Here is a 20,239-nt window from a genome sequence, read left to right on the forward strand (position 1 = left end):
GACAGACTGTGTGAAAACGCACTGAAGGCCAGCCCAACAAACGCCCCGACTTGTTCGGGGCGTTTGTTTTTGTGTGAGCAACAGACGAAAAAAGGCCTTTCAGCCCATTAGCGCGATTAACTGGCGGGCTCCGAGCACGCTAATCGCTCGCTTGAGGTTATAAGCGTTCACCGCCAAGGCCATTTCTGCTTTTGCTCCCTCCAACTGGCGCAGCAGGAACCGACCATTCCCAAACAGCCATTGCTTGAGGTTGCCGAAAGGATGCTCGACGATGGATCTTCGGCTGGCCATCATCTGCGGATGGGCCAGAATTCGCTGCTCCATTCGCTCAAAAGCTTCCTCGTGGGCATGGCGTGAGACATAGCGGCGTTGGGCGCCAGTGCATTGGGATTTGAGCGGGCAGGCAGCGCAGTCGCTGACATCGGCCTGATAGATCCGATCCCCCTTGTTGCGCTGCTTGAGCGTCAGCCAGTTGCCCGCCGGGCACTGATAACGGTCGTGTTCGTCTTCATAGGTAAAATCTTTGCGCTCAAAGAGCGCCTCGCCGCCAGGATTGACCGAACGATTGGGTGGTACATAGACCGTAATGGCAGCCTCCTCGCAGGCCTGAAACTGCTGGCCGTTTGAATAGCCGGCATCGGCCGTCACGCTGAGGGCCTCTTGTTCCAGGTGTTCTTTGGCGGCCTTGGCCATTGGCTCAAGCTGTTTTCGGTCGTCGCCGTCCTGGGTCACTTCGTGATGCAGAATCAGGCAATGTGCGGCGTCCACGGCGGTTTGTACGTTGTAGGCCACCCGCGGGCCCTTGGCGGTGCGCATCATGCGGGCATCACTTTCGTGGGTGTTGAACTGCTCAAGTCCCATCGAGCTCATCAGCGCCTGGCAGCTCTGATTGTTCTGCTGGCGAACTTCAAGCTGCGCCAGGGCTGTTTTGATTGCGCTGCGATCAATCGTCTCTGTGGTTTCGGCCTGGTCGGCTTCATCCAGCTCGGCCAGATACTGAGCAATGCGCTTATCCAGCTTCTCTTCCTGACGTTTGAGCTGTTTCAAATTCATATGACGCCGCGAGGACGCCACTGCCTGAAATTTGCTGCCATCGATGGCCACCAATTCACCGGCGATCAGGCCGGCAGTGCGGCAAAACCGGACGAAGGCACGGCACGTCGCCACAAAAGCGAGTTTGTTGTTTTTACGAAAGTCGGCGATGGTCTTGAAGTCGGGTTTTAGCCGGTTGATCAGCCACATCACTTCGATGTTGCGCTGGCACTCGGCTTCGAGACGCCGCGATGAGCGAATCCGCTGAAAATAGCCGTAGAGATAGAGTTTTAGCTGATCGGCAGGGTCATAAGAGGGGCGGCCGGTGCCTTTGGGCAGCGCCTTATCGAAGCCCAACTGCAACAGATCCAGCTTGGCGACGTAGAGGTCGATGACTCGAACGAGGTGATCCTCGGGGATCAGTTCTTCCAGCGAAACCGGGAACAGGCTGGTCTGGCTGCGGGATTCGCCTTGGATGTAGGCCATAACGAAAAATGCTCCGTATCTTTCGATACGGAGCATTTTCTTTGAGCGCTGCGCAGATTGCTAGGTTTTCACACAGTCTGTTGAAGGGCTTTTTGTACTCAAACCAAAATCATTTGGTCAGCCAGGACTCGACAGTTGCAGAGCCGTGTTCTGCTTTCCACCCTCCAGCGTGGCCAAGACCAGTGCGTTGATGACTTTTATACGGAAAAGACTCATGCGCAGTCCATGGAAACGGAGCAGCTCACGGATATGACCGTTCGTACTGCGATCAGACACGAGGGTCAGTGGATGGGTCGTTGCCTGGAACGGACGACGTTGAACTACGGAGGACAGGTCGTGGTTCAAGAACATGCAAAATACTCTTTTTCAGGATTGATCAGGTCGGGGCAGCAACGCTCAATAGTCGCTACCCCTTCCCGTCCTTCTCAGAAATCGACCGTGGCAGATAACTGCAAGGTGCGTGGATAACCAGGCGAGAACGCGCCGTAGGAGGCGACGCCCGACCAGTACTCACGATCGAACACGTTCTGTACGGTGGCGCGGAACGTCGTCGGCCGCCCTTCGATTTTGGTGGCATAACGCGCGCCGGCATCGAAGCGAGTCCAGGAATTCAGCTCTTGGGTGTTTGCTTGATTGACGTATTGGCTGTCGGTGTAAATTGCACCGCTGGTAAGGGTAAAGCCCTCAAGCCAAGGCGTGTCCCATTCGGCCCACAGGTTGGCTTGCACGTCTGGCACGCCTACCGGTTTGTTGCCGCGATTGGCGGCAGTGGCCGAATCGGTCAACTCGCCATCGAGTAGCGTCACCCCCCCCATCAAGCGCGTGCCCGGTACCACTTCGCCGAACATGCTCAACTCAATACCGCGATTACGCTGTTCGGCCTGCACGGAAAACACGTTGCCAGCGCCGATTTCGCCACTCGGTTTTTCAATCTGAAACAACGCCAGGGTGGTCATGAACGTGCCGTGTTCATACTTGACGCCGATTTCATGCTGCTTCGATTCGTAAGGTGCGAACGTCTCGCCGGCGTTGGCCGCCGAGCCCGGTGCGATGTCACCTTTGCTCAGGCCTTCAACGTAGTTGTAGTAGAGCGAAACGTCTTCCCAGGGCTTGACCACCACGCCAACCAGCGGGGTCGTGGCATTGTCGTTATATTTCGAGCTGACCGAGCCTGCCGCGTTGTAATTACGTGACTCGATGTCTTGTCGACGTACACCCAGGGTCAATTGAAAGCGGTCATCAAGCATGGACAGCGTGTCAGTCAACGCGACACCGGACAAATCCGATTCGGAAATGCGCAGCACCTTGGGCGAGTTGATAAATTGCTTGGGCACTTCCACCGGATGGTAGATGTTCGAACGCACTTCAGTGCCGTTGTTGATCCCTCGGGACAGCTCATCCTGGTACTGGGTCGCCATCAACGTCGTCATGTGGGTGACAGGACCGGTTGCGAACACTCCGCGGATCCCGACGTCGGCGGTAGAGCGGTCGACGTTGAATTTGTAATACCCGGGAATGTTGCTGGTATCGCCGGCCTCATTGATGATTCTCGGCACCTGGTCGGACATCCGCTTGACGTCTGACTTGCCGCCCCCCGCATGGGCAAACACGGTGATCGCATCATTCAGGTCATATTCGCCGCCCAGCAATGCCGACTGCTCTTTGGTGTCGGACCAGCCCCAATCCTGCGAGTGGTTAGTGCGACCGTTCGGCGCGGACGGCACATCGACGCCCGGCGCAATGGTGAACGGCCGTGAAGCACCCTCCCAATTTTCTTTCTGGCTGATGTAATCAAGGTTCAAGCGCAAGCGCTCGCCTCGATAATCCAGCGCGATGGCACCGACCCCCAGGTCTCGGTGCTGATCATCAACGGCAGTGTCACCGCCTTGCAGGTTGCCGTTGAAGCGCACGCCAAACTGGTTTTCTTCACCAAAGCGCCGGCTGACATCGAGGTGGCCACCGACTTGGGAGTCCGAGGCGTAACTGGTGGTAAGACGGGTCAGGTCTTCGTCCAGTGGACGTTTGGGTACGATATTGATCACTCCACCGACGCCGCTGTTTGGCGAAATGCCGTACATCAGGGCGCCCGGCCCCTTCAGCACTTCGACACGCTCGGCATACTCGGTGAATACCCGGTAGTTGGGCGCCACGCCATACACGCCATCGAACGCCAGTTCACCCAGGTTGCCTTCACCAACCGGAAAGCCACGGATGAAAAACGAATCGACGATACCTCCGGTCTGCCCGGTCGAGCGCACCGAAGGATCACGCTCCAGTGCATCGGCGACGGTGACGGTTTGCAGATCGGCGAGGGTCTTGGCGGTGTAACTGGTGACGCTGAACGGGGTATCCATCACATCTTTGTTGCCCAGCATGCCCAGTCGGGCACCGCGCGCCACCTGGCCACCGGCGAGGGTTTCCGGCAAGGCGGTCGCGCTGTTGTAATGGGCGTTGATGTTGGTGGTGTCGAGGGTCAGCGCGTCCGTGCTGCCGTCGGCCAGTGTGACTGGCACCTCGTTCCTGGTCTTATCAGCGGTAACGTTTTGCTGCTCGGGGCTTGCGGCCCAGACGTTGGCGCTTCCTGCGACTAAGACAAAATTCAGCATGGCGGTACGAATGGCGAGTGTTAACACGCGCTCACCGCAAGGACGACTGACAACAGGCATGACGTGAGGATCCTTTTCAATCAGGGAAAATGGTAATCACTCCTATTGCCAGTCGAAATGCGAAAAAGTATCACCTTCAATTATGTTTTTTGATGTTCCGCGGCCAGTTCAGAGAACGCCATGGTGTTGTTTTCCTGCGACGGCAAAGCACGTAGTCTGCTGATCCGTGATTTCGGCGATGGAAGGACTTACCGCCGCTGGAACAAAATGGCTACATACCCTGACCAATCCGTTCGCTATCGATTAACCACCAAGGACGACTCATGTCCCATACAGGTGCCATCCAGGGTTCTAAAGTAAGAGTCCTGATTTATCTTCTATTTGCGATCCAGCTTGTGTCCATGGGCGCGATGGAAATGAGTGGGCCCTTCTGGCCCGTCCACCTGCGTGGGCTGACCTCCTCGGAGTCGGTTTTCAGCTTCGCCAGCATCGCCGTGTACGTCGGGCCGATGCTGGGTATTATTCTGACCAGTGCATTCTGGGGTCGTATCGGCGATCGCTACGGCCACAAGTTGATGATGATCCGCGCCCTTGCGGGATTGTCGTTGACGCAGCTTGGACTGGCCCTCTCCAGCGACATCTGGGTCATTCTGATCCTGCGTTTTCTGCAAGGCGCTTTCGCCGGGTACATCGCGCCGGCCCAAGCTTATGGAGTCAGCATTGAAGCCCCTTCGCGGCGCGCACGGTTGTTCGCCATCCTGCAGATTTCCACCAACGTCGGCTCGTTACTGGGCGCAGTTGTTGGCGGACTGGTCCTCGACTACGCGACGTTCTTCTGGATCAACATCATTGCCTCGGCACTGTGCGCGGTATGCACCGTGGTAGCTGCCGTCACCTTGCCCGATGTACCGCCGGTGAAGAAAACGCCGGTCGACCATGCGACACCGGCCAAGCACTCGGGCAGCGTCTGGCAAGGTTCACCGTTATTGTCGTTACTGGGCGTGATGGGCATTCTGCTGCTGGCGCGAATGCTGCCGCAGACCTCCTTCTCGCTCTATGTCAGTTCTGTGTTCGAGGTCAGTAACTCGGTGGTCGGCCTGTGCTACGGCTTGTTGGCGCTGGGTTTCATTCTTTCCGCAACAGCCTGGTCGCGTTATTTCGAACACCGCACTCAGCAGGAAACCATGCACCGCATTACCTACGTTGTCATCGGCTGCATCGCCCTGACGGCAGTGGCAGGCGTCACGCACAACCCTGTGGTGTTTGTCATCGCCTACTTCATCTGGGGTGTGCTGCTGGGGGCCACCACGCCAGTGCTCATGGCGCTGATCTCGAAAACCGCCGATAGCTCACAACAGGGTCACGTGCTGGGGATTGCCCAGGGCACTGCACAATTTGCTTCGATTGCGGGGATCTCGGCCGGTGGCTTGCTCAGCCAGGTTTATGGCTTGCAATACACCTACCTGTTTGTTTGCCTGGCCTATGGGGTGGCATTGATTCCGATTGTCGCGCTGCGTTACTGGCCCTTGCGCCATCAACGGGTTGTAAACTAGCATTGGGAATACTTCTCACTTGCATGAAAGTCTGCAGCCATGAGCGAAACCCTTTCCGCGAACAATGACGATCACCTGCGCGCGATCGAAACCCTGTACAGCGGCCACCATGGTTGGCTGTATGCGACGCTGAGAAAAAAACTGGGTAACGCCATGGACGCGGCGGATCTGGCACAGGACACCTTCACCCGCATCCTCGCCTCCCGGGTCACGGTCATCGAACAACCTCGCGCGTACCTGAGTTGCGTGGCCAAGGGCATCCTGATCAACTGGTACCAGCGCAAGGCACTGGAACGTGCCTATCTGGATGCCCTCGCTCATGTGCCCGCTCCCGAAGTGCCTTCGCCGGAATTGCGCTTCATGGTGCTGGAGACCCTGCACGAAATCGATGCAATGCTCGATGCCCTGCCGCCCCTGGTCAAACGTGCGTTCCTGCTCTCGCAGATCAGCGGCCTCAAATACGACGACATCGCCGAGCAACTGGGCGTGTCACTGATCACCGTCAAACGCTACATGAAGCAAGCCTTCGTGCAATGCCTGTTGCTGGTGGAGTAAATGCTCAGTCGCCGCCAAGAGCCGCATCCCGATCACCAAGCTCTTGAAGAAGCCGCAGACTGGCTGATGCGCCTCAGTGAGGGCGAACTCATTGACGCTGAACGTGCCGAATGGGAATGCTGGAAAGTCAGCACGCCCGAGCGTGGTCGTGCCTGGGGCCGCGCGCAGTTATTGCAGAGCAAATTCGGCGGTCTGCCACCGTCACTGGCGATGTCGGCACTGGATCGCCCAAGCAGCCCGCAACGTCGCGCAGCGCTGGGCAAACTGGCGATGATACTGGCGATCCTGCCGGCCGGTTGGGGCAGTTGGAAGCTGGCGGAATCCCTGCAATGGTCGGCGGACTATCACTCGGCTGTCGGCCAGAGACGCGAGTTGACCCTGGCTGACGGCTCGCACATCACCCTGAACACCGATACCGCCATCGACGTACTGTTCGATGCCCACCAACGGCTCATCCGCCTGCGTGAAGGCGAAATACTGGTGCAGACCGCACCGGATATTTCCCCGCTGGCGCGGCCTTTCCTGGTCAGCACCCGCCAAGGCCGAATGCAGGCACTGGGCACACGGTTCACCGTTCGAGAATTGCAGTCACGCACTCACCTTGCGGTGCTGGAAGGCGCTGTGCAGGTCGACCTCGCCGACAATCGCCAGGGATCGCCATTGATCATCAATGCCGGCCAACGCACCGACTTTTCGTCCGACACCTTTGGCCTGGTCACCGCGACCGATCGCTACATCGGCGCCTGGGCCCAAGGCATGTTGATGGCCGACAAGATGCGCCTGGCCGATTTCGTCGCCGAACTGACCCGCTATCGCCGCGGCTTCGTGCGTCTCGATCCGGCGATTGCCGACCTGCGCATTTCCGGTGCCTATCCGATCAGCGACACCCAGCGCACGTTGAACATGTTGGCGCAGACCTATCCGATCCTCGTCAGCGGCCACTTGAATGGCTTCTGGGTCATGCTCTCCCCGGCCTGAGCCAAAAAAGTGCGCACAGGTGATACTTTTTTTGATCTCGACTGGCTATGGAGAAGAAGAACTTTTTCGTCCTGTTTATAGGTTCATTCATTCATGTTCGCTGCACGCCTCCTGCGCCCGGATCGTCAGTTCAGCCCAGTTTTTCGCAGTGCGTTGCTAAGCCTTGTCCTGATCGGTGCCATTTGCCCGTTTGCCTTGGCCGTCGTGCCTGCGCAACTGGACGCTGTCGCGGTCCGTGCCTATGACATTCCTTCCGGCCCCCTTGGTGCGACCCTGTCGAGCGTTGCCGTGGACGCCGGCATCGCGCTGTCGTTCCAGCCATCATTGACCGAAGGCCTGATCAGTCCTGGACTGGTCGGCAACTACTCCACCCAGGAGGCGGTCACTCGCTTGCTGGAGGGCAGTGGCCTGGACATGGTGTTGCGCCGCGACGGCAGCTACACACTGGTGCAGCGCCGGGTGACGCTGGATGAAACGGCCGTCATCGGTACCGACAAACGCACCGATGCCCTGCCACCCGTGTATTTCGGCGGGCAGGTCGCCAACGGCGGGCGCCTGGGCATCTTGGGCAACACTGATGTGATGGACGCGCCTTTCAGTGTCAGCACCTACACCTCGACGCTGATCAAGGATCAGCAGGCCGTCACCGTCGGTGATGTGCTGGAGCGCGACTCATCGGTGCGCTCCACAGGACAGGCGGGAGGTATTGTCGACTCGTTTTTCATCCGCGGTTTTCCGGTTGGTGAAGGCAACCTCGGCGAACTGGCGTTCGACGGCGTGTACGGCGTGGCGCCCAACTACCGGGTATTCACCGATTACGCCGAGCGCATTGAGCTGGTCAAAGGCCCCGGCGCCCTGCTCTACGGCATGTCGCCCAACAACGCGGTTGGCGGCGTCATCAACGTCGTGCCCAAACGCTCCATCGATGAGGACCTGACCCGTTTCACCGCCAGTTATGCCATGGATTCGCAGATCGGTGGCCACCTCGATGTCAGCCGACGCTTTGGGGAGGATCGCCGGTTCGGCGTGCGCATCAACGGCAGCACCCAGCAGGGCGACACGGCAATCAACGATCAATCCCGTCACGTCGATATCGGCGCTATATCCCTCGACTATCAGGGTGAACGCCTACGAACCACCCTCGACTGGCTCAACCAGAAAGAACACTTCGATGCCGCCTCGCGACCGTTTTTGATCGCCTCGGGCGTGGACATTCCCTCCGCCGCCAATGGCCGTACCAACGTGAGCCAGGCATGGGGCTGGTCCGAAACCCGTGACAAATCGGCCCTGCTCAGCGGCGAATACGACCTCAGCGACGCGTTGACCTTGTTCGCCCACGCCGGCGGTGGAAAATCGGACGTCGCACGAATGTCCGACCAAACGCCGACCATCATCAACGCGGCCGGCGACACCTCATCGGTTCCCGGCTATTACAAATTCGAAGTCGAGCGTTACACCGTCGACGCCGGTGCACGCCTGCGCTTCGACACCGGACCGATCAGTCACCGGGCAGCCCTGCAGGTCAACCGTTATCGGGATGTACTGTCCCGTGGGATCATTTCCGGACCGCCCATCCTGTCGAATATCTATCACCCGGTGGATCACCCGAAACCCGCCATCCCCAAGCCGGACACGCCCAAAGTATCCGAGAGCGAACTGACCGGCGTGGCCCTCGCCGACACGCTGTCGGTGCTGGATGAGCGCATTCAGGTAACGCTCGGCCTGCGCAAACAGAACATCAACTCAGATAACTACAACGCGTCCGGCACGGTCACCACCTCTTACGACGACGCCAAAACCACGCCGCTGTTTGGTGTGGTGGTCAAACCCTGGGACCACGTTTCGTTCTATTACAACTATGTCGAAGGCCTCAGCAAAGGTGACATCGCGCCCTCCGCCGCGTCGAACGCCGGAGAGATCTTTGCGCCTTATGTCTCCCGGCAACAGGAACTCGGGGTCAAGGTCGACTACGGCACGTTCACCTCGACACTTGCCCTGTTTCAAATCAAGAAACCCAGTGGCGAACTGGTATCCGGTGTGTTTTCGGTACAGGGCGAACAGCGCAACCGCGGGCTGGAGCTGAATGTGTTCGGCGAAGTCGCCCCAGGCACACGGCTGCTCGGTGGCGTGACGCTGCTCAATGCTGAACTGACCAAAACCGGGGTTGCCGCCAACCGTGGCAATAAACCGGTCGGCGTGCCGCAGGTGCAGGCCAACCTCTGGGCCGAATGGGATACCTCGTGGGCCGAAGGCCTGACGCTCACCGGCGGGGCGATTCATACCGGGAGCCAGTACGTGAACCAGGCCAACACCCAGCAACTGGATGACTGGACCCGCTTCGATGTCGGCGCACGTTACACCACCCGCATCGATGAACGACCGACCACGTTTCGCGCCACCGTGCAAAACGTGCTCGACCACGAGTACTGGTCGGGCGTTGCCTCCTACGGCGCGTTCTCCCAAGGCTCACCGCGTACCTTATTACTGTCGGCGACTGTCGATTTCTGAAACGTTCAGCCCGGCAGCGGTATAAGCCGTTGACCGTTCTGGCTTTTGCAAAGGCTTTGACCATGGTGACTTTTGATCGACGCAGCCACACGTTCGCTGCACTGCTACTGGCAGGACTGCTGAGCCTGGTAGTGCTTTCCTTCGCACCGCGCAGCGTGCTCGCCGCGGAAGCGGATCCGGCGCTCACCGAGGTGACCGATCTGCTGGGGCGCAAGGTCAAGGTGCATTTGCCGGTCAGACGCGTGATTCTGGGTGAAGGCCGCCAGATGTACCTGGTCGCCGCACTGGACACACAAAACCCCATAGAGCGCATCGTCGGCTGGCGCAAGGATTTGATCCAGTCGGACCCCGACACCTACGGCGCCTACCTGCGCAAATTCCCCGACATCGCAAAAATCCCCACCTTCGGTGGGTTTGAGGACGGCACGTTCGATATCGAGCAGGCCATCTCCCAGCGCCCGGACGTGATCATCCTCAATATTGAAGCGCAGCATGCGACCGAAGATGCGCGCTACATCGAGAAGCTCGACGCCTTGGGCATCCCAGTGGTTTACGTCGACTTTCGCAACAACCCGATCCAGAACACCGAGCCGACCATGCGCCTGTTCGGCCAACTGTTCGCCAAAGAGCAGCGTGCCGAAGCCTTCATCGATTTTCGCAACCAGCAGATTCGTCGCGTGACCGACGTCATCGAGAAACATCACCCGCCCCGCCCCAGCGTGTTCATTGAGCGCATCGGAGGCTACACCGATGATTGCTGCCTGAGTTTCGGCAACGAAAACTTCGGACTGTTCGTCGATATGGCCGGCGGCAACAACATCGCCCGCCGCATCATTCCCACCACGTTCGGCCAGTTGAACCCCGAGCAAGTCATCGTCTCCAACCCGGCGCATGTCGTCGTCACCACCGCCAACTGGGAAGCCTTCGCCCCCGGCGGCCGTTGGGTCGGTGTCGGCCCGGGCGCGGACATGGCGCAAGCCAGGAAAAAACTCGCCTGGTACACCCAGCGTCCAGCCTACGCCGGGATCAAGGCTCAGGACGATCACGCCTTTCACGCCATCTGGCATCAGTTCTACAACAGCCCCTACCAGTTCGTGGCCATCCAGCAATTGGCGAAATGGTTCCATCCGACGCTGTTTGCTGATCTGGATCCGGACGCGTCATTTCGCGAACTGCATGAGCGCTTCCTGCCGGTGCCCTATGAGTCCGGTTACTTTGTCAGCTTGCGCCAGCCTGAGGTAAAACCATGAGCTCATTGACCGACGCCGTGGTCGTCCAGCGCGAAACCTATCGTCGCCTGGTGCTGCGTAAACGCCTGATTCTCCTCGGGCTGGTGATCTTGCTGTTGTGCAGCGTATTGCTCGACCTGGCTCTTGGGCCGGCGAGTTACAGCTTGCGCGAAGTGCTCGGCGCACTGTTCTCGCCAGACAGCGCTTCACCGCAAGTGCGCGTGGTGATGTGGGACATCCGCCTGCCGGTAGCCCTGATGGCCGTCGCCGTCGGCGCGGCGTTGTCGCTGGCTGGCGCCCAGATGCAGACGATCCTCAACAACCCGTTGGCCAGTCCGTTTACGTTGGGCATTTCCGCCGCCGCCAGTTTTGGTGCGGCTTTGGGGCTGGCGTTCGGTGTCGCGCTGTTCCCGCTGGCAGCGCAGTTCATGGTGCCGTTGAACGCGTTCATAATGGCCATGTTGTCGGCGCTGTTGATCCACTTCTTGAGTATGCGTCGCGGCGTCACCGCCGAAACCATCGTGCTGCTCGGCATTGCGCTGGTGTTCACGTTCAATGCGCTGTTGGCGCTGGTGCAGTTCTTCGCGACCGAGCAAGCCGTGGCCGCCGTGGTGTTCTGGACAATGGGCAGCCTGACCAAAGCCACATGGCCCAAACTGGGCGTGATCTGCCTTGTGATCCTCATCACCCTGCCAATCTTCGCCAAACGCGCCTGGGCACTGACTGCGTTGCGCTTGGGTGATGACAAGGCCGCAAGTTTCGGGGTCAACGTGCGCAGCTTGCGTTTTCAGACGCTGATTATGGTCAGCCTGCTCGCCTCGTTCCCGGTGGCTTTTGTCGGCACCATCGGTTTTATCGGGCTAGTCGGCCCGCACATCGCGCGGATGCTGATTGGCGAAGATCAACGCTTCTTCCTGCCGGCTTCATTGCTGACCGGCTCGTTGATTCTGTCCGCCAGTTCGGTGGTCAGCAAAACCCTGATCCCCGGCGCCATTTTTCCAATCGGCGTGGTCACCTCACTGATCGGCGTACCGTTCTTCATATCTCTGATTCTCAGCGGGAAGAAAAACTCATGGTGAATATCCAGCTTGAGAACCTCGGTGCCCGTTACGGGCAGCGCGAAATCATTTCCGGCGTCACCACTGCCGCCTTCATGGGCGGTCAGGTAGTCGCAGTGGTCGGGCCCAATGCAGCGGGAAAGTCGACGTTGTTCAAACGCATGGCCGGACTGATCGACGGGCCGGGCCAGGTCATCCTGCAAGATGCGAAAAAGGGCCATCAGGGCATCAGCTACATGCCTCAGGGGCTGAATGCCAGTGCCCGACTGACGGTCTACGAATCAGTGTTGCTGGCGCGCAAACAACTGACACCCGGCTGGGTTGTCCACGACGATGAATTGAGATTGGTGGACGAGATTCTCGGCGCACTCGGGATCACCGAATTGTCCTTCCGCAACCTCGGAGAACTCAGCGGCGGTCAGCAGCAGTTAGTGTCGATCGCACAAACCCTGGTGCGCGAACCGGAAGTGCTGTTGATGGACGAACCGACCAGCGCACTCGACATGCATCGACAGGTACAGGTGCTGAACTTCATGCGCGCGCTGGCTCGTAAACGCGAGGTAGTCGTGTTCATAGCGATCCACGACCTGAATCAGGCCCTGCGGTTTGCCGACCAGGTGTTGGTGATCGCGCAGGGAACAACTCAAGGCAGCGGTCCGTGCCATGAGGTGATTACTGAACAGATGCTTCGCAACGTCTATAAGGTCGAGGCGAGGATCGAGAAATGCAGTCGCGGGGAGCACCACATCCTGATCGACGATATCGTTTTATGATGAATCAACCGGATGCTGAGAATACTGCCCTCTTTAATGCAGTCCTGTTAAGCCTTGCGCGTTGGACGAACAAATCCTCACTCAAGCCGCCCATTGGTGTATGCGCTTGCATGATGACAACTGTACGGCCGAATGACGATCGCGTTGTTACCGCCGAGCAACAGGTCCAACACGATGATTTGCGGCAAGGCAGACCAGTTGATGGCGTCTGGAAAAGCGTGCATACGTGGGTCTCGCAGATTGGAAAGTCAGTGGGCGAACAGCGGCACGATGCCCGTCAGCAAGGCAATGGCCAACAGGATCAAGCTGCTGATGACCGACCATTTGAGGGTAAATCGTTGGTTCTCGGCGTAGTCCAGGTCCAGCATGCTGACCACCAGGTAAGTGGAGGCCACCAGGGGGCTGAGAATGTGCACCGGTTGACCCACCAGGGAGGCGCGGGCCATTTCGATGGCCGTGATGCCATGGTGCTGGGCGGTTTGTGCGAGGATCGGCAGGATGCCGAAATAGAACACGTCGTTGGACACCAGCCAGGTCACCGGGATGCTGAGCAAGGCTGTGATCAACGCCATGTAGGGCCCGAAGCTCTCGGGCACCACCTGCACCAGGCCATTGGCGACCGCGTTGGCCATGCCCGCGCCGTTGAGCACACCGGTGAATACTCCGGCGGCGAAGATCAGGCTGGACACCGCCAGTATCGGTGGCGCGTGCAAGGCCAGTTGGTCATGCTGGGCCTTGAGCGACGGAAAGTTGACCACCAGTGTGATGCACGCGGCCACCATGAACAGGTAGCTCAGCGGCAGCACTTCCAGGCACAGGCCCACCAGCAAGGTGGCGGTTAGCGCCCAGTTGAAATAGAAACGCCAGCCACCCGGCCCGCGGTGCTCGTTGCGGTCGGCAAAGTCACCGTTGAGGTCGATCGCCCCGCCCAACCGCGCGCGCTCGCGTCGGCCAAACATATAGGCCAGCAAGAAGGTCCACGCCACACAGCCCAGCAGCGCCGGCAACATGGGCACGAACATCTCGCCCACGTCCACGTGCATGGCGGTGGCCGCCCGTGCTGTCGGCCCACCCCACGGCACCATGTTGCCCAACCCCGCCACTTGCAACAGCAGGCAGCACACCATCGGCAACGACAGGCCCAGGCGCTTGTAGATCGGCAGGAAGGCCGACAGCACGATCATGTAGATAGTTGCCCCATCGCCGTCCAACGCAACAATGAAGGCCAGTGCCACGGTGCCGATAAAGATGCGCACCGGATCGCCTTTCACCGCGCCGACGATGCGCGATACCAGCGGGTCGAACATCCCGGCCTCGGTCATGGTCAGGAAGTACAGCATGGCGAAGATCATCAGCACGCCGTTGGGCGCGACCATCTTCACCCCATCGATCACGTACTTGGGCAGGTCAGCGTAAAAGCCGCCCAGCAACGCGAACGCAGTGGGGATCAGGATCAACGCGGTCAGGGCCGAGAGCTTCCTGCTCATCAAGAAATAGATAAAGCAGGCCAACATGAGGAAGCTGAGCAGCATGAGCATGGCGGGTTCCCGTTTCTTATAGTTGTTCAGGGCAATGAATCAGACTGGCAAGCCCTTGGCACGCAGCAGCGAATCAAAGCGCTCGGGGTCGGCGGTACCCGCCTGGTTGGTTTCGCGGATGCCCGCCTCGCGCTCCAGGTGCGCCAGGGTTTTGGGCAGTAACGCGGCGGCGTCTTGCGCGGGAATGGCGATGACCCCATCGGCGTCGCCCAAAACCAGGTCGCCGGGCAACACGCACAGGCCGGCGCAGGCGATGGGGATGTTGATTTCACCTGGGCCATCCTTGCTCGGGCCGCGGTGGGTGTGGCCGGCGGCAAACACCGGGATGATGCCTTCGGCCAGTTCCTCCAGGTCTCGCACCGCGCCATCGATAACGATGCCGCCCAACTTGACCCGCAACGCCGTGGTGCGTACCAGTCCGCCAATCACCGCCTGGCTGACGTCACCACCGCCATCGATCACTAGCACGTCGCCGGGCTGCACCATCATCAATGCCTTGTGCACCATCAGATTGTCACCAGGGCGTACGCGCAGGGTGAAGGCCGGCCCGCAGAGCTTGAGGCCCAGGTCGCCGTGGTAAATGCGCAAGCCACGAGCGCCAATGCTACGACCCATGCAGTCACCGGCGACCGCCACCGGGATGCTGCGATAGGCTTCGATCAGGTCGGCTGGCAGACTGTCGACCCGTGGGTTGATGCGGTAGCCGGCTGGCCATTGTTGTGAAGTGCTCATTGCACACCTCCTGATTGGTTGAAGACAGATGGATTGACGCAGGCGCTGATCGCCACCGGAGTGCCATTCAAGTAGGCCAGCACGTTCTGCGCCGCGCCCCGGGCCATCGCCGCCAGCGCCGCCGGGGTAGAACCGCCGACATGCGGGGTCAGCACCACGTTGTCCAGCGTGAGCAGCGGACTGTTCGCTGGCAGTGGCTCGACCGCCATGGTGTCCAGGCCCGCCGCGAACAACTGACGATCACGCAGGGCCTGCACCAGTGCCGGTTCGTCGATCACCTCGCCACGGGCGGTGTTGATCAGCAGCGCATCGCGGGGCAGCAGCGCCAGTTGTTCGGCACCGATGAAGCCGCGGGTTTGGGCCGTGAGCGGAACGTGCAGGCTGAGTACCTGAGTGCGTGGCAGCAGTTGCGCCAGGGTCGCGACCCGCTCCGCGCCCTGCAGGTCGGCATCGGCCGGCAACAACGGGTCATAGACCAGAACCGGCATACCGATGGCCTGGCAAGCCTGGGCGACGCGTCGCGCGACTTGGCCAAAGCCGATCAGGCCCAACGTGCGACCGCTCAACTCAAGGCCGTCCTGGGCCCGGGACCAACGCCCCGCGCGCATTTCGCTGTCCATCCAGTTGACCTTGCGCGCCGCGGCGAACATCAGGGCCAGGGTCATCTCAGTCACCGCCTGGGCGTTGGCGCCCGGCGTCACGTACACCGGGATTGCGCGCTCGGTGGCCGCCGGCACGGCGATATTGCTCACGCCCACGCCGTGCTTGGAGATCACCTTCAGCGTGGGGCATCCGGCAATGGCCGCCGCGCTGAGGTCCAGGGTGCGCGAGATCACCGCGTCGATAGGCTCGCGGGCCATCAGTTGCTCGATGTCTGCAGCGCCCTGCCCCGCCGGGATGAACAACACCCGGCAGTCATGGGCAGCGAGCAGGTCAAGGCCGGCCTGAGCCAGCGTGGGGGCAGTGACCAGGAGGGTATGGGGCATGGATTAGACCTTTTTAAACAGGGTTCAGGCGTGATCCAACGGCGACGGTTTGGCGTCGATACGGATCTTGTAGAGGTGCACCGGGTAGTCCACGGTCGAGGGTTTTCCTGCGGTCGTGGCCGGGGTGCGGTTGATCTGTGCGGCAGGCAGGTACAGGTAGCCGCCCTCTATCCACAGCGCGTCGACCCAGATCAGCCGAGGGTCGGCCACCACCGTGCTCACGGTCTTGTCCGGTGCGATGCGTTTGACACTGCGGGTGTTCACGTCCGAGGCGTAAATGTTGCCCGCCGCATCAATGGCAGTGCCGCCGGTACTCCATGTGTCGAGCCAATGTTCAGCGTGTTTTTCCACTTCGCGGGCCGCAAGCTTTGGGTCGTCGATGTAGCGGGTTTCGATGCGCGCCAAGGGGCCGGGAATGGCCTGGTAGTACAGGTACTTGCCGTCGGGCGAGACTTCCAGTTGGTCCAGCCCCACGCGTTTTTCCTGGCCATTGGGGATGAACAGCTTATTACCGTCGGCGAACATTGGTAGATGGTCGATAGACAGCTCATGGCCTTCCAGCACCGTGCGCGCCTGGCCGCTGTCCATGTCCAGCACCACCAGGCGCACCGCGCCGGGGTCGGTGAGGTAGGCCAGGCGACCGTGGAAGCGCACGTCATCGAAATAGCTGTTGTCTTGCTGCACGGGGCTGGCAAAGGTGTACACCTGCTCGACACGGTTGCTCGCCAGGTCGATTTTCACCAGTTTGCCCGCCCCCGGTACCGCATGGGCACCAGTGTTGATCCCGGTGTTGCCGGCATCCACGGCCCACAATTTTCCGTCGGGGCCGACCCGCAGCGCATTCACGTGCAAAAAGTGCTGGCCCGGCTCGGCCGCATTCCAGGTGTTCCATTGGGCATCCGGGTAGGGATGCAATTGGCCGTCTTTGCCGATCTCGGCCAGGGAGGTGCCGGGGCCTTCGGATTGGGTGAGGGACACGAAGGTGCGGCCATCGACCGTGACCGCGGCACCGTTCCAGATGTGTCGCGAGGTGGCTACGTCGATCAATCGGCTATCTTGCTGGGTGGGCAGTTGCGGCGGCAGCACGTCCTGCGCCTTGGCCAGCAGCGGACACAACAGCGCGACGGACAGCAGTAGAGGCTTGCTCAGTGGCATGGTGGTAACTCCGGCTTCTTATTTTTAGGGCCCCTAGGCGGGGCGTGCCGGAAGTATCACGCGGGCAACCGTTCGAATCTATTAGCGTATTTTCAACAAATCTTTCCCGTCAGGAATGATTTACCGTTTGCAGGATGTCGATGAAGCGCCGTGTGGCCGGCGACAAATAACCATCTGCCCTTCTGACAACGCCCAGGCTGCGGCGCATGGTGGTGACGGGATTGTGCAGCTCCACCAACCCATGGGCGTGGTGGCCGGCTTGCAGGTATTGGCGTGAAACAAAACTCAGCAAGCCGGTTTCGGCGATCAGGTTGGGCACCGCCGCGATGGAGCTGGTGACGATGGCCACTTGCAGCGGTGGCAAGCCATGGTGTTCGAACACCCCTTCCAGCCATTGGCGCGTGGCCACCGAAGGCGACGACAAGATCCAGCGGTATTCGCACAACGCTTGAATGGCAAAGGCCTGCCCCGCCAGCGGGTGATTGGCAATGGCTGCCACCACCACTTCGTCATCGGCAATGCGTTGCTCCAGCAAGTCATCATCGCGGGTGCCCAACGGCCCTACCACGATGTCCAACAGTCCCTTGCGCAAGGAATCGTGCAGCACGTCGTTCATACCGATCTGCAAATCCAGCACAACCGCCGGCGCCTCTTCCTGTAACAGACGACAGGCACGGGGCATCAGGTATTCCGCCGTGGTGGCCGCCGCCCCCACCCTTATCGTGCCCGCCAGGCCCTTGCCCAACGACGAGGTTTGCCGGTGGGTTTCATCGAGCATGCGCTCGATTTGCAACGAACGATCACGCAGCAACTGGCCCGCATCGGTGAGGCGGATACCACGGCCGATGCGCTCGAACAGCTCGGCGTCGTAGGCGCTTTCCAGGCGGTCGATGCACTTGGAAAGCGCGGACTGAGAAATGTGCAGGGCTTCGGAGGCGCGGCCCAGGTGGCCCAGTTCGGCAACCTTGATGAAGTAGACCAGGTCGCGGATTTGCAGGTTGACGCTCATGGGGCGATGCGGCTCCGTGGCAGGTCGTGGGGAGGGAATACTATGACGTTGCGCGATTTTGCGCACGCTACAACGCTTTGTTGCTGCCGCGCGAGGCCTATCAGCCGGGTATCAGTCGCCGGGCCCATGGATGCCGTTGGGGATATCCTCGCCGGTCACTCCTGTCAGGCATTGGGTCGAGTTCGCCTGAGGATCGAGATCCACCAGAAGCGTCCTGTATGTAGACACCGATGCCAAATTAATCCACCAGACGGCGCAAGACTGACCCACTTCAAAATCGGTACTAATCCATTAGAGGCAACGGTTCTCAAGGCGTCAGATCGGATCAGTGAGATCCTGGCAACAACGGTGGATCAACTCGTGCTCGAACGCCAGCTTGAACAGCGCCACACATACCTGAGTGCTAAGACGCTCATACGCATGTATCTACAGGCATTACCAATGCATGACAGACACCAACAACCTGGTCTTTAAACTTGCGTCAAGGCCGCACTTCGTCAGTGGTTCTGCATCGCTCCCAATTACCCGCGCGTTGATGGCAGAGCAAGCGAGTGCTACAGAGTCGTCGGCCTGATCGGCGTCAAAGCCAAACACGTACATTTTTGGAGCAAAACCATGAGTGCACCACAAAAGGTCGTCATCGTTACCGGAGCGTCACAAGGGATTGGTGCTGAAGTCGTCAAGGCATTCCTCGCGCTCAACTATCGGATAGTCGCGACGTCCCGCACGATCAAACCGTCGGACGATCCGAACATCCTGACGGTAGCCGGAGATATCGGTGATCCGGCGACTGCACAGCGTGTCGTTAGCGAAGCTGTCGCGCGATTTGGCCGAATCGACACGCTGGTGAATAACGCCGGCATCTACATCGGCAAGCCTTTTACTGAGCACTCCATCGAAGACTACAACGCCGTCATGAACGTAAACATGTCTGGTTTTTTTCACATCACCCAACGGGCCATTGCCGAAATGGAAAAGCACGGGAGCGGTCATGTGGTTACCGTTACCGGCAGCATAGAAAACGGCATCAGCGGCGCGCATACCGCCTTGGCCGCGCTGACCAAGGGTGGCTTGAGCGCCGTGACCAGATCTCTGGCGATTGAGTACGCGAAGCAAGGCATTCGCGTTAATGCCGTTGCACCGGGTGTCACTAAGACGCCTATGCATACGGAGGAATACTACGAAATGCTGGCTTCTCTTCATCCGCTGGGACGCATGGGCGAAGCGTGCGAGATCGCCAGCGCTATCCTCTTCCTGGATTCGGCGGAGTTCATCACGGGAGAAATCCTGCACGTTGACGGCGGCCAAAGCGCCGGTCGATAGCGTGATGGTCAAGCGCTATTGAGGCCGCGCTGATTCCTTGTACGGCTGGCACGCGGCTTTTTATCCGGGTGCCATCGCCCCGCTGTTAATGCGGCAACATGTTTACAAGGATGACTGGCGGAACCTTCTTGATAACCTGAACCTGAACGCCTCAGATCACTGCAAGCATGCCACGAAACGCTTCTGCCTCCATCTCCACGAGACGGGAAGAGGTGCTGCCCTCATGCTCCAGCAGGAATCGTTTTACGAGCTGAAATCCAAGGGAATAGCCCAGCCATCTCGGGAGGTCGGCTGCACCAAAGAACCACGCGTCGTGGCCATAATCATTGCGACTCCAGTCGCTCTCCGCCATTGCGACAAGGCGTCGAATGTCAGACACATCGAGGCGCTCCCAAGGTTCAGGTAAACCACCACAGACTTCCTGTGCAAAAACGCCCGCCAGCCCCTCCGAAACAAGCGCTTCGCCTAATGATGATCCATAATCTGGCCCATCCCAGCAGGCAGCATCGGAGCCGCTCGGAATGGCAAGGCGCGTTGTCGAAACCGTTCCGCGTCCAGTCATACGTCGGTAAATCGTCGGCTGACTCCGTTCAATTCGCACGACTACGCCGCGATCTATACCTGTCATAAATCCGCTCCCCCCTGACAAAAAAGAGCCTTTTGCTAACATTTCAACGATCCCTGCAAATCCTTGAGCCGCGCAGGTCTTCGATCACGC

General features: G+C 59.7%; 17 protein-coding genes and 1 pseudogene. 8 read left to right on the top strand and 10 right to left on the bottom strand.

The window, feature by feature from the left end; all coding sequences use genetic code 11:
* Positions 1 to 99: 99 nt before the first annotated feature.
* The 3 genes from ACNYC6_RS00570 to ACNYC6_RS00580 all read right to left on the bottom strand — a co-directional run bounded on the left by ACNYC6_RS00570 (position 100) and on the right by ACNYC6_RS00580 (position 4,184).
* Positions 100 to 1,518, bottom strand: a complete 1,419-nt coding sequence (locus tag ACNYC6_RS00570; protein WP_419708291.1) for an IS1182 family transposase — start codon at positions 1,516 to 1,518, stop codon at positions 100 to 102.
* A 117-nt stretch (positions 1,519 to 1,635) separates the two neighbouring features.
* Positions 1,636 to 1,869 carry a hypothetical protein gene (locus tag ACNYC6_RS00575; protein ID WP_419710595.1) on the bottom strand — a complete coding sequence of 78 codons (234 nt, stop codon included), beginning with the start codon at positions 1,867 to 1,869 and terminating at the stop codon, positions 1,636 to 1,638.
* A gap of 74 nt (positions 1,870 to 1,943) precedes the next feature.
* Entirely contained in the window at positions 1,944 to 4,184 is a 2,241-nt protein-coding gene (locus tag ACNYC6_RS00580; protein ID WP_419710596.1) for a TonB-dependent receptor, read from the bottom strand.
* Positions 4,185 to 4,447: 263 nt separating this feature from the next.
* On the opposite strand from ACNYC6_RS00580, the gene ACNYC6_RS00585 reads away from it, so the two are divergent.
* The 7 genes from ACNYC6_RS00585 (at position 4,448) to ACNYC6_RS00615 (ending at position 12,778) form a co-directional block, all read left to right on the top strand.
* Positions 4,448 to 5,677, top strand: a complete 1,230-nt coding sequence (locus ACNYC6_RS00585) for an MFS transporter (protein ID WP_419710597.1) — start codon at positions 4,448 to 4,450, stop codon at positions 5,675 to 5,677.
* Positions 5,678 to 5,716: 39 nt separating this feature from the next.
* Positions 5,717 to 6,232 carry a sigma-70 family RNA polymerase sigma factor gene (locus tag ACNYC6_RS00590; RefSeq protein WP_419710598.1) on the top strand — a complete coding sequence of 172 codons (516 nt, stop codon included), beginning with the start codon at positions 5,717 to 5,719 and terminating at the stop codon, positions 6,230 to 6,232.
* Complete coding sequence (locus ACNYC6_RS00595) at positions 6,233 to 7,210, top strand: FecR domain-containing protein (protein WP_419710599.1); 978 nt, start codon at positions 6,233 to 6,235, stop codon at positions 7,208 to 7,210.
* Between the two features lie 93 nt (positions 7,211 to 7,303).
* Complete coding sequence (locus ACNYC6_RS00600; RefSeq protein ID WP_419710600.1) at positions 7,304 to 9,718, top strand: TonB-dependent siderophore receptor; 2,415 nt, start codon at positions 7,304 to 7,306, stop codon at positions 9,716 to 9,718.
* A 62-nt stretch (positions 9,719 to 9,780) separates the two neighbouring features.
* Positions 9,781 to 10,968 (top strand): ABC transporter substrate-binding protein, encoded by a 1,188-nt coding sequence (locus ACNYC6_RS00605; protein WP_419710601.1) that lies wholly within the window; start codon positions 9,781 to 9,783, stop codon positions 10,966 to 10,968.
* On the top strand, positions 10,965 to 12,026 hold the full coding sequence (locus ACNYC6_RS00610; protein WP_419710602.1) for a FecCD family ABC transporter permease: 1,062 nt from the start codon (positions 10,965 to 10,967) through the stop codon (positions 12,024 to 12,026). Before ACNYC6_RS00605 ends, ACNYC6_RS00610 begins: the two co-directional genes overlap by 4 nt.
* Positions 12,020 to 12,778, top strand: a complete 759-nt coding sequence (locus ACNYC6_RS00615) for an ABC transporter ATP-binding protein (protein WP_419710603.1) — start codon at positions 12,020 to 12,022, stop codon at positions 12,776 to 12,778. The genes ACNYC6_RS00610 and ACNYC6_RS00615 overlap by 7 nt, the downstream gene beginning before the upstream one ends.
* Before the next feature lie 248 nt (positions 12,779 to 13,026).
* Here the strand turns inward: ACNYC6_RS00615 and ACNYC6_RS00620 are convergent, their stop codons facing one another.
* The 6 genes and pseudogenes from ACNYC6_RS00620 to ACNYC6_RS00645 form a co-directional block, all read right to left on the bottom strand.
* Complete coding sequence (locus ACNYC6_RS00620; protein ID WP_419710604.1) at positions 13,027 to 14,316, bottom strand: CitMHS family transporter; 1,290 nt, start codon at positions 14,314 to 14,316, stop codon at positions 13,027 to 13,029.
* Positions 14,317 to 14,355: 39 nt separating this feature from the next.
* The gene (locus tag ACNYC6_RS00625) at positions 14,356 to 15,048 is read right to left on the bottom strand and encodes an RraA family protein (protein ID WP_419710605.1); all 693 of its coding nucleotides are present in this window, start codon (positions 15,046 to 15,048) and stop codon (positions 14,356 to 14,358) included.
* On the bottom strand, positions 15,045 to 16,034 hold the full coding sequence (locus tag ACNYC6_RS00630) for a hydroxyacid dehydrogenase (protein ID WP_419710606.1): 990 nt from the start codon (positions 16,032 to 16,034) through the stop codon (positions 15,045 to 15,047). The genes ACNYC6_RS00625 and ACNYC6_RS00630 overlap by 4 nt, the downstream gene beginning before the upstream one ends.
* A gap of 24 nt (positions 16,035 to 16,058) precedes the next feature.
* The gene (locus ACNYC6_RS00635; RefSeq protein WP_419710607.1) at positions 16,059 to 17,189 is read right to left on the bottom strand and encodes an SMP-30/gluconolactonase/LRE family protein; all 1,131 of its coding nucleotides are present in this window, start codon (positions 17,187 to 17,189) and stop codon (positions 16,059 to 16,061) included.
* A gap of 109 nt (positions 17,190 to 17,298) precedes the next feature.
* On the bottom strand, positions 17,299 to 18,198 hold the full coding sequence (locus ACNYC6_RS00640) for a LysR family transcriptional regulator (protein WP_419710608.1): 900 nt from the start codon (positions 18,196 to 18,198) through the stop codon (positions 17,299 to 17,301).
* Positions 18,199 to 18,327: 129 nt separating this feature from the next.
* A pseudogene (locus ACNYC6_RS00645) lies at positions 18,328 to 18,486 on the bottom strand (ParA family protein); the annotation flags it as partial.
* Positions 18,487 to 18,813: 327 nt separating this feature from the next.
* Here ACNYC6_RS00645 and ACNYC6_RS00650 point away from each other — a divergent pair.
* On the top strand, positions 18,814 to 19,521 hold the full coding sequence (locus tag ACNYC6_RS00650; RefSeq protein ID WP_419710609.1) for an SDR family NAD(P)-dependent oxidoreductase: 708 nt from the start codon (positions 18,814 to 18,816) through the stop codon (positions 19,519 to 19,521).
* Between the two features lie 151 nt (positions 19,522 to 19,672).
* On the opposite strand, the gene ACNYC6_RS00655 is transcribed toward ACNYC6_RS00650, so the two are convergent.
* Positions 19,673 to 20,149, bottom strand: a complete 477-nt coding sequence (locus ACNYC6_RS00655; protein ID WP_419710610.1) for a DUF2268 domain-containing putative Zn-dependent protease — start codon at positions 20,147 to 20,149, stop codon at positions 19,673 to 19,675.
* Positions 20,150 to 20,239 lie beyond the last annotated feature (90 nt).

Source organism: Pseudomonas sp. NFX224, assembly GCF_048565165.1.
Classification (GTDB): Bacteria; Pseudomonadota; Gammaproteobacteria; order Pseudomonadales; family Pseudomonadaceae; genus Aquipseudomonas.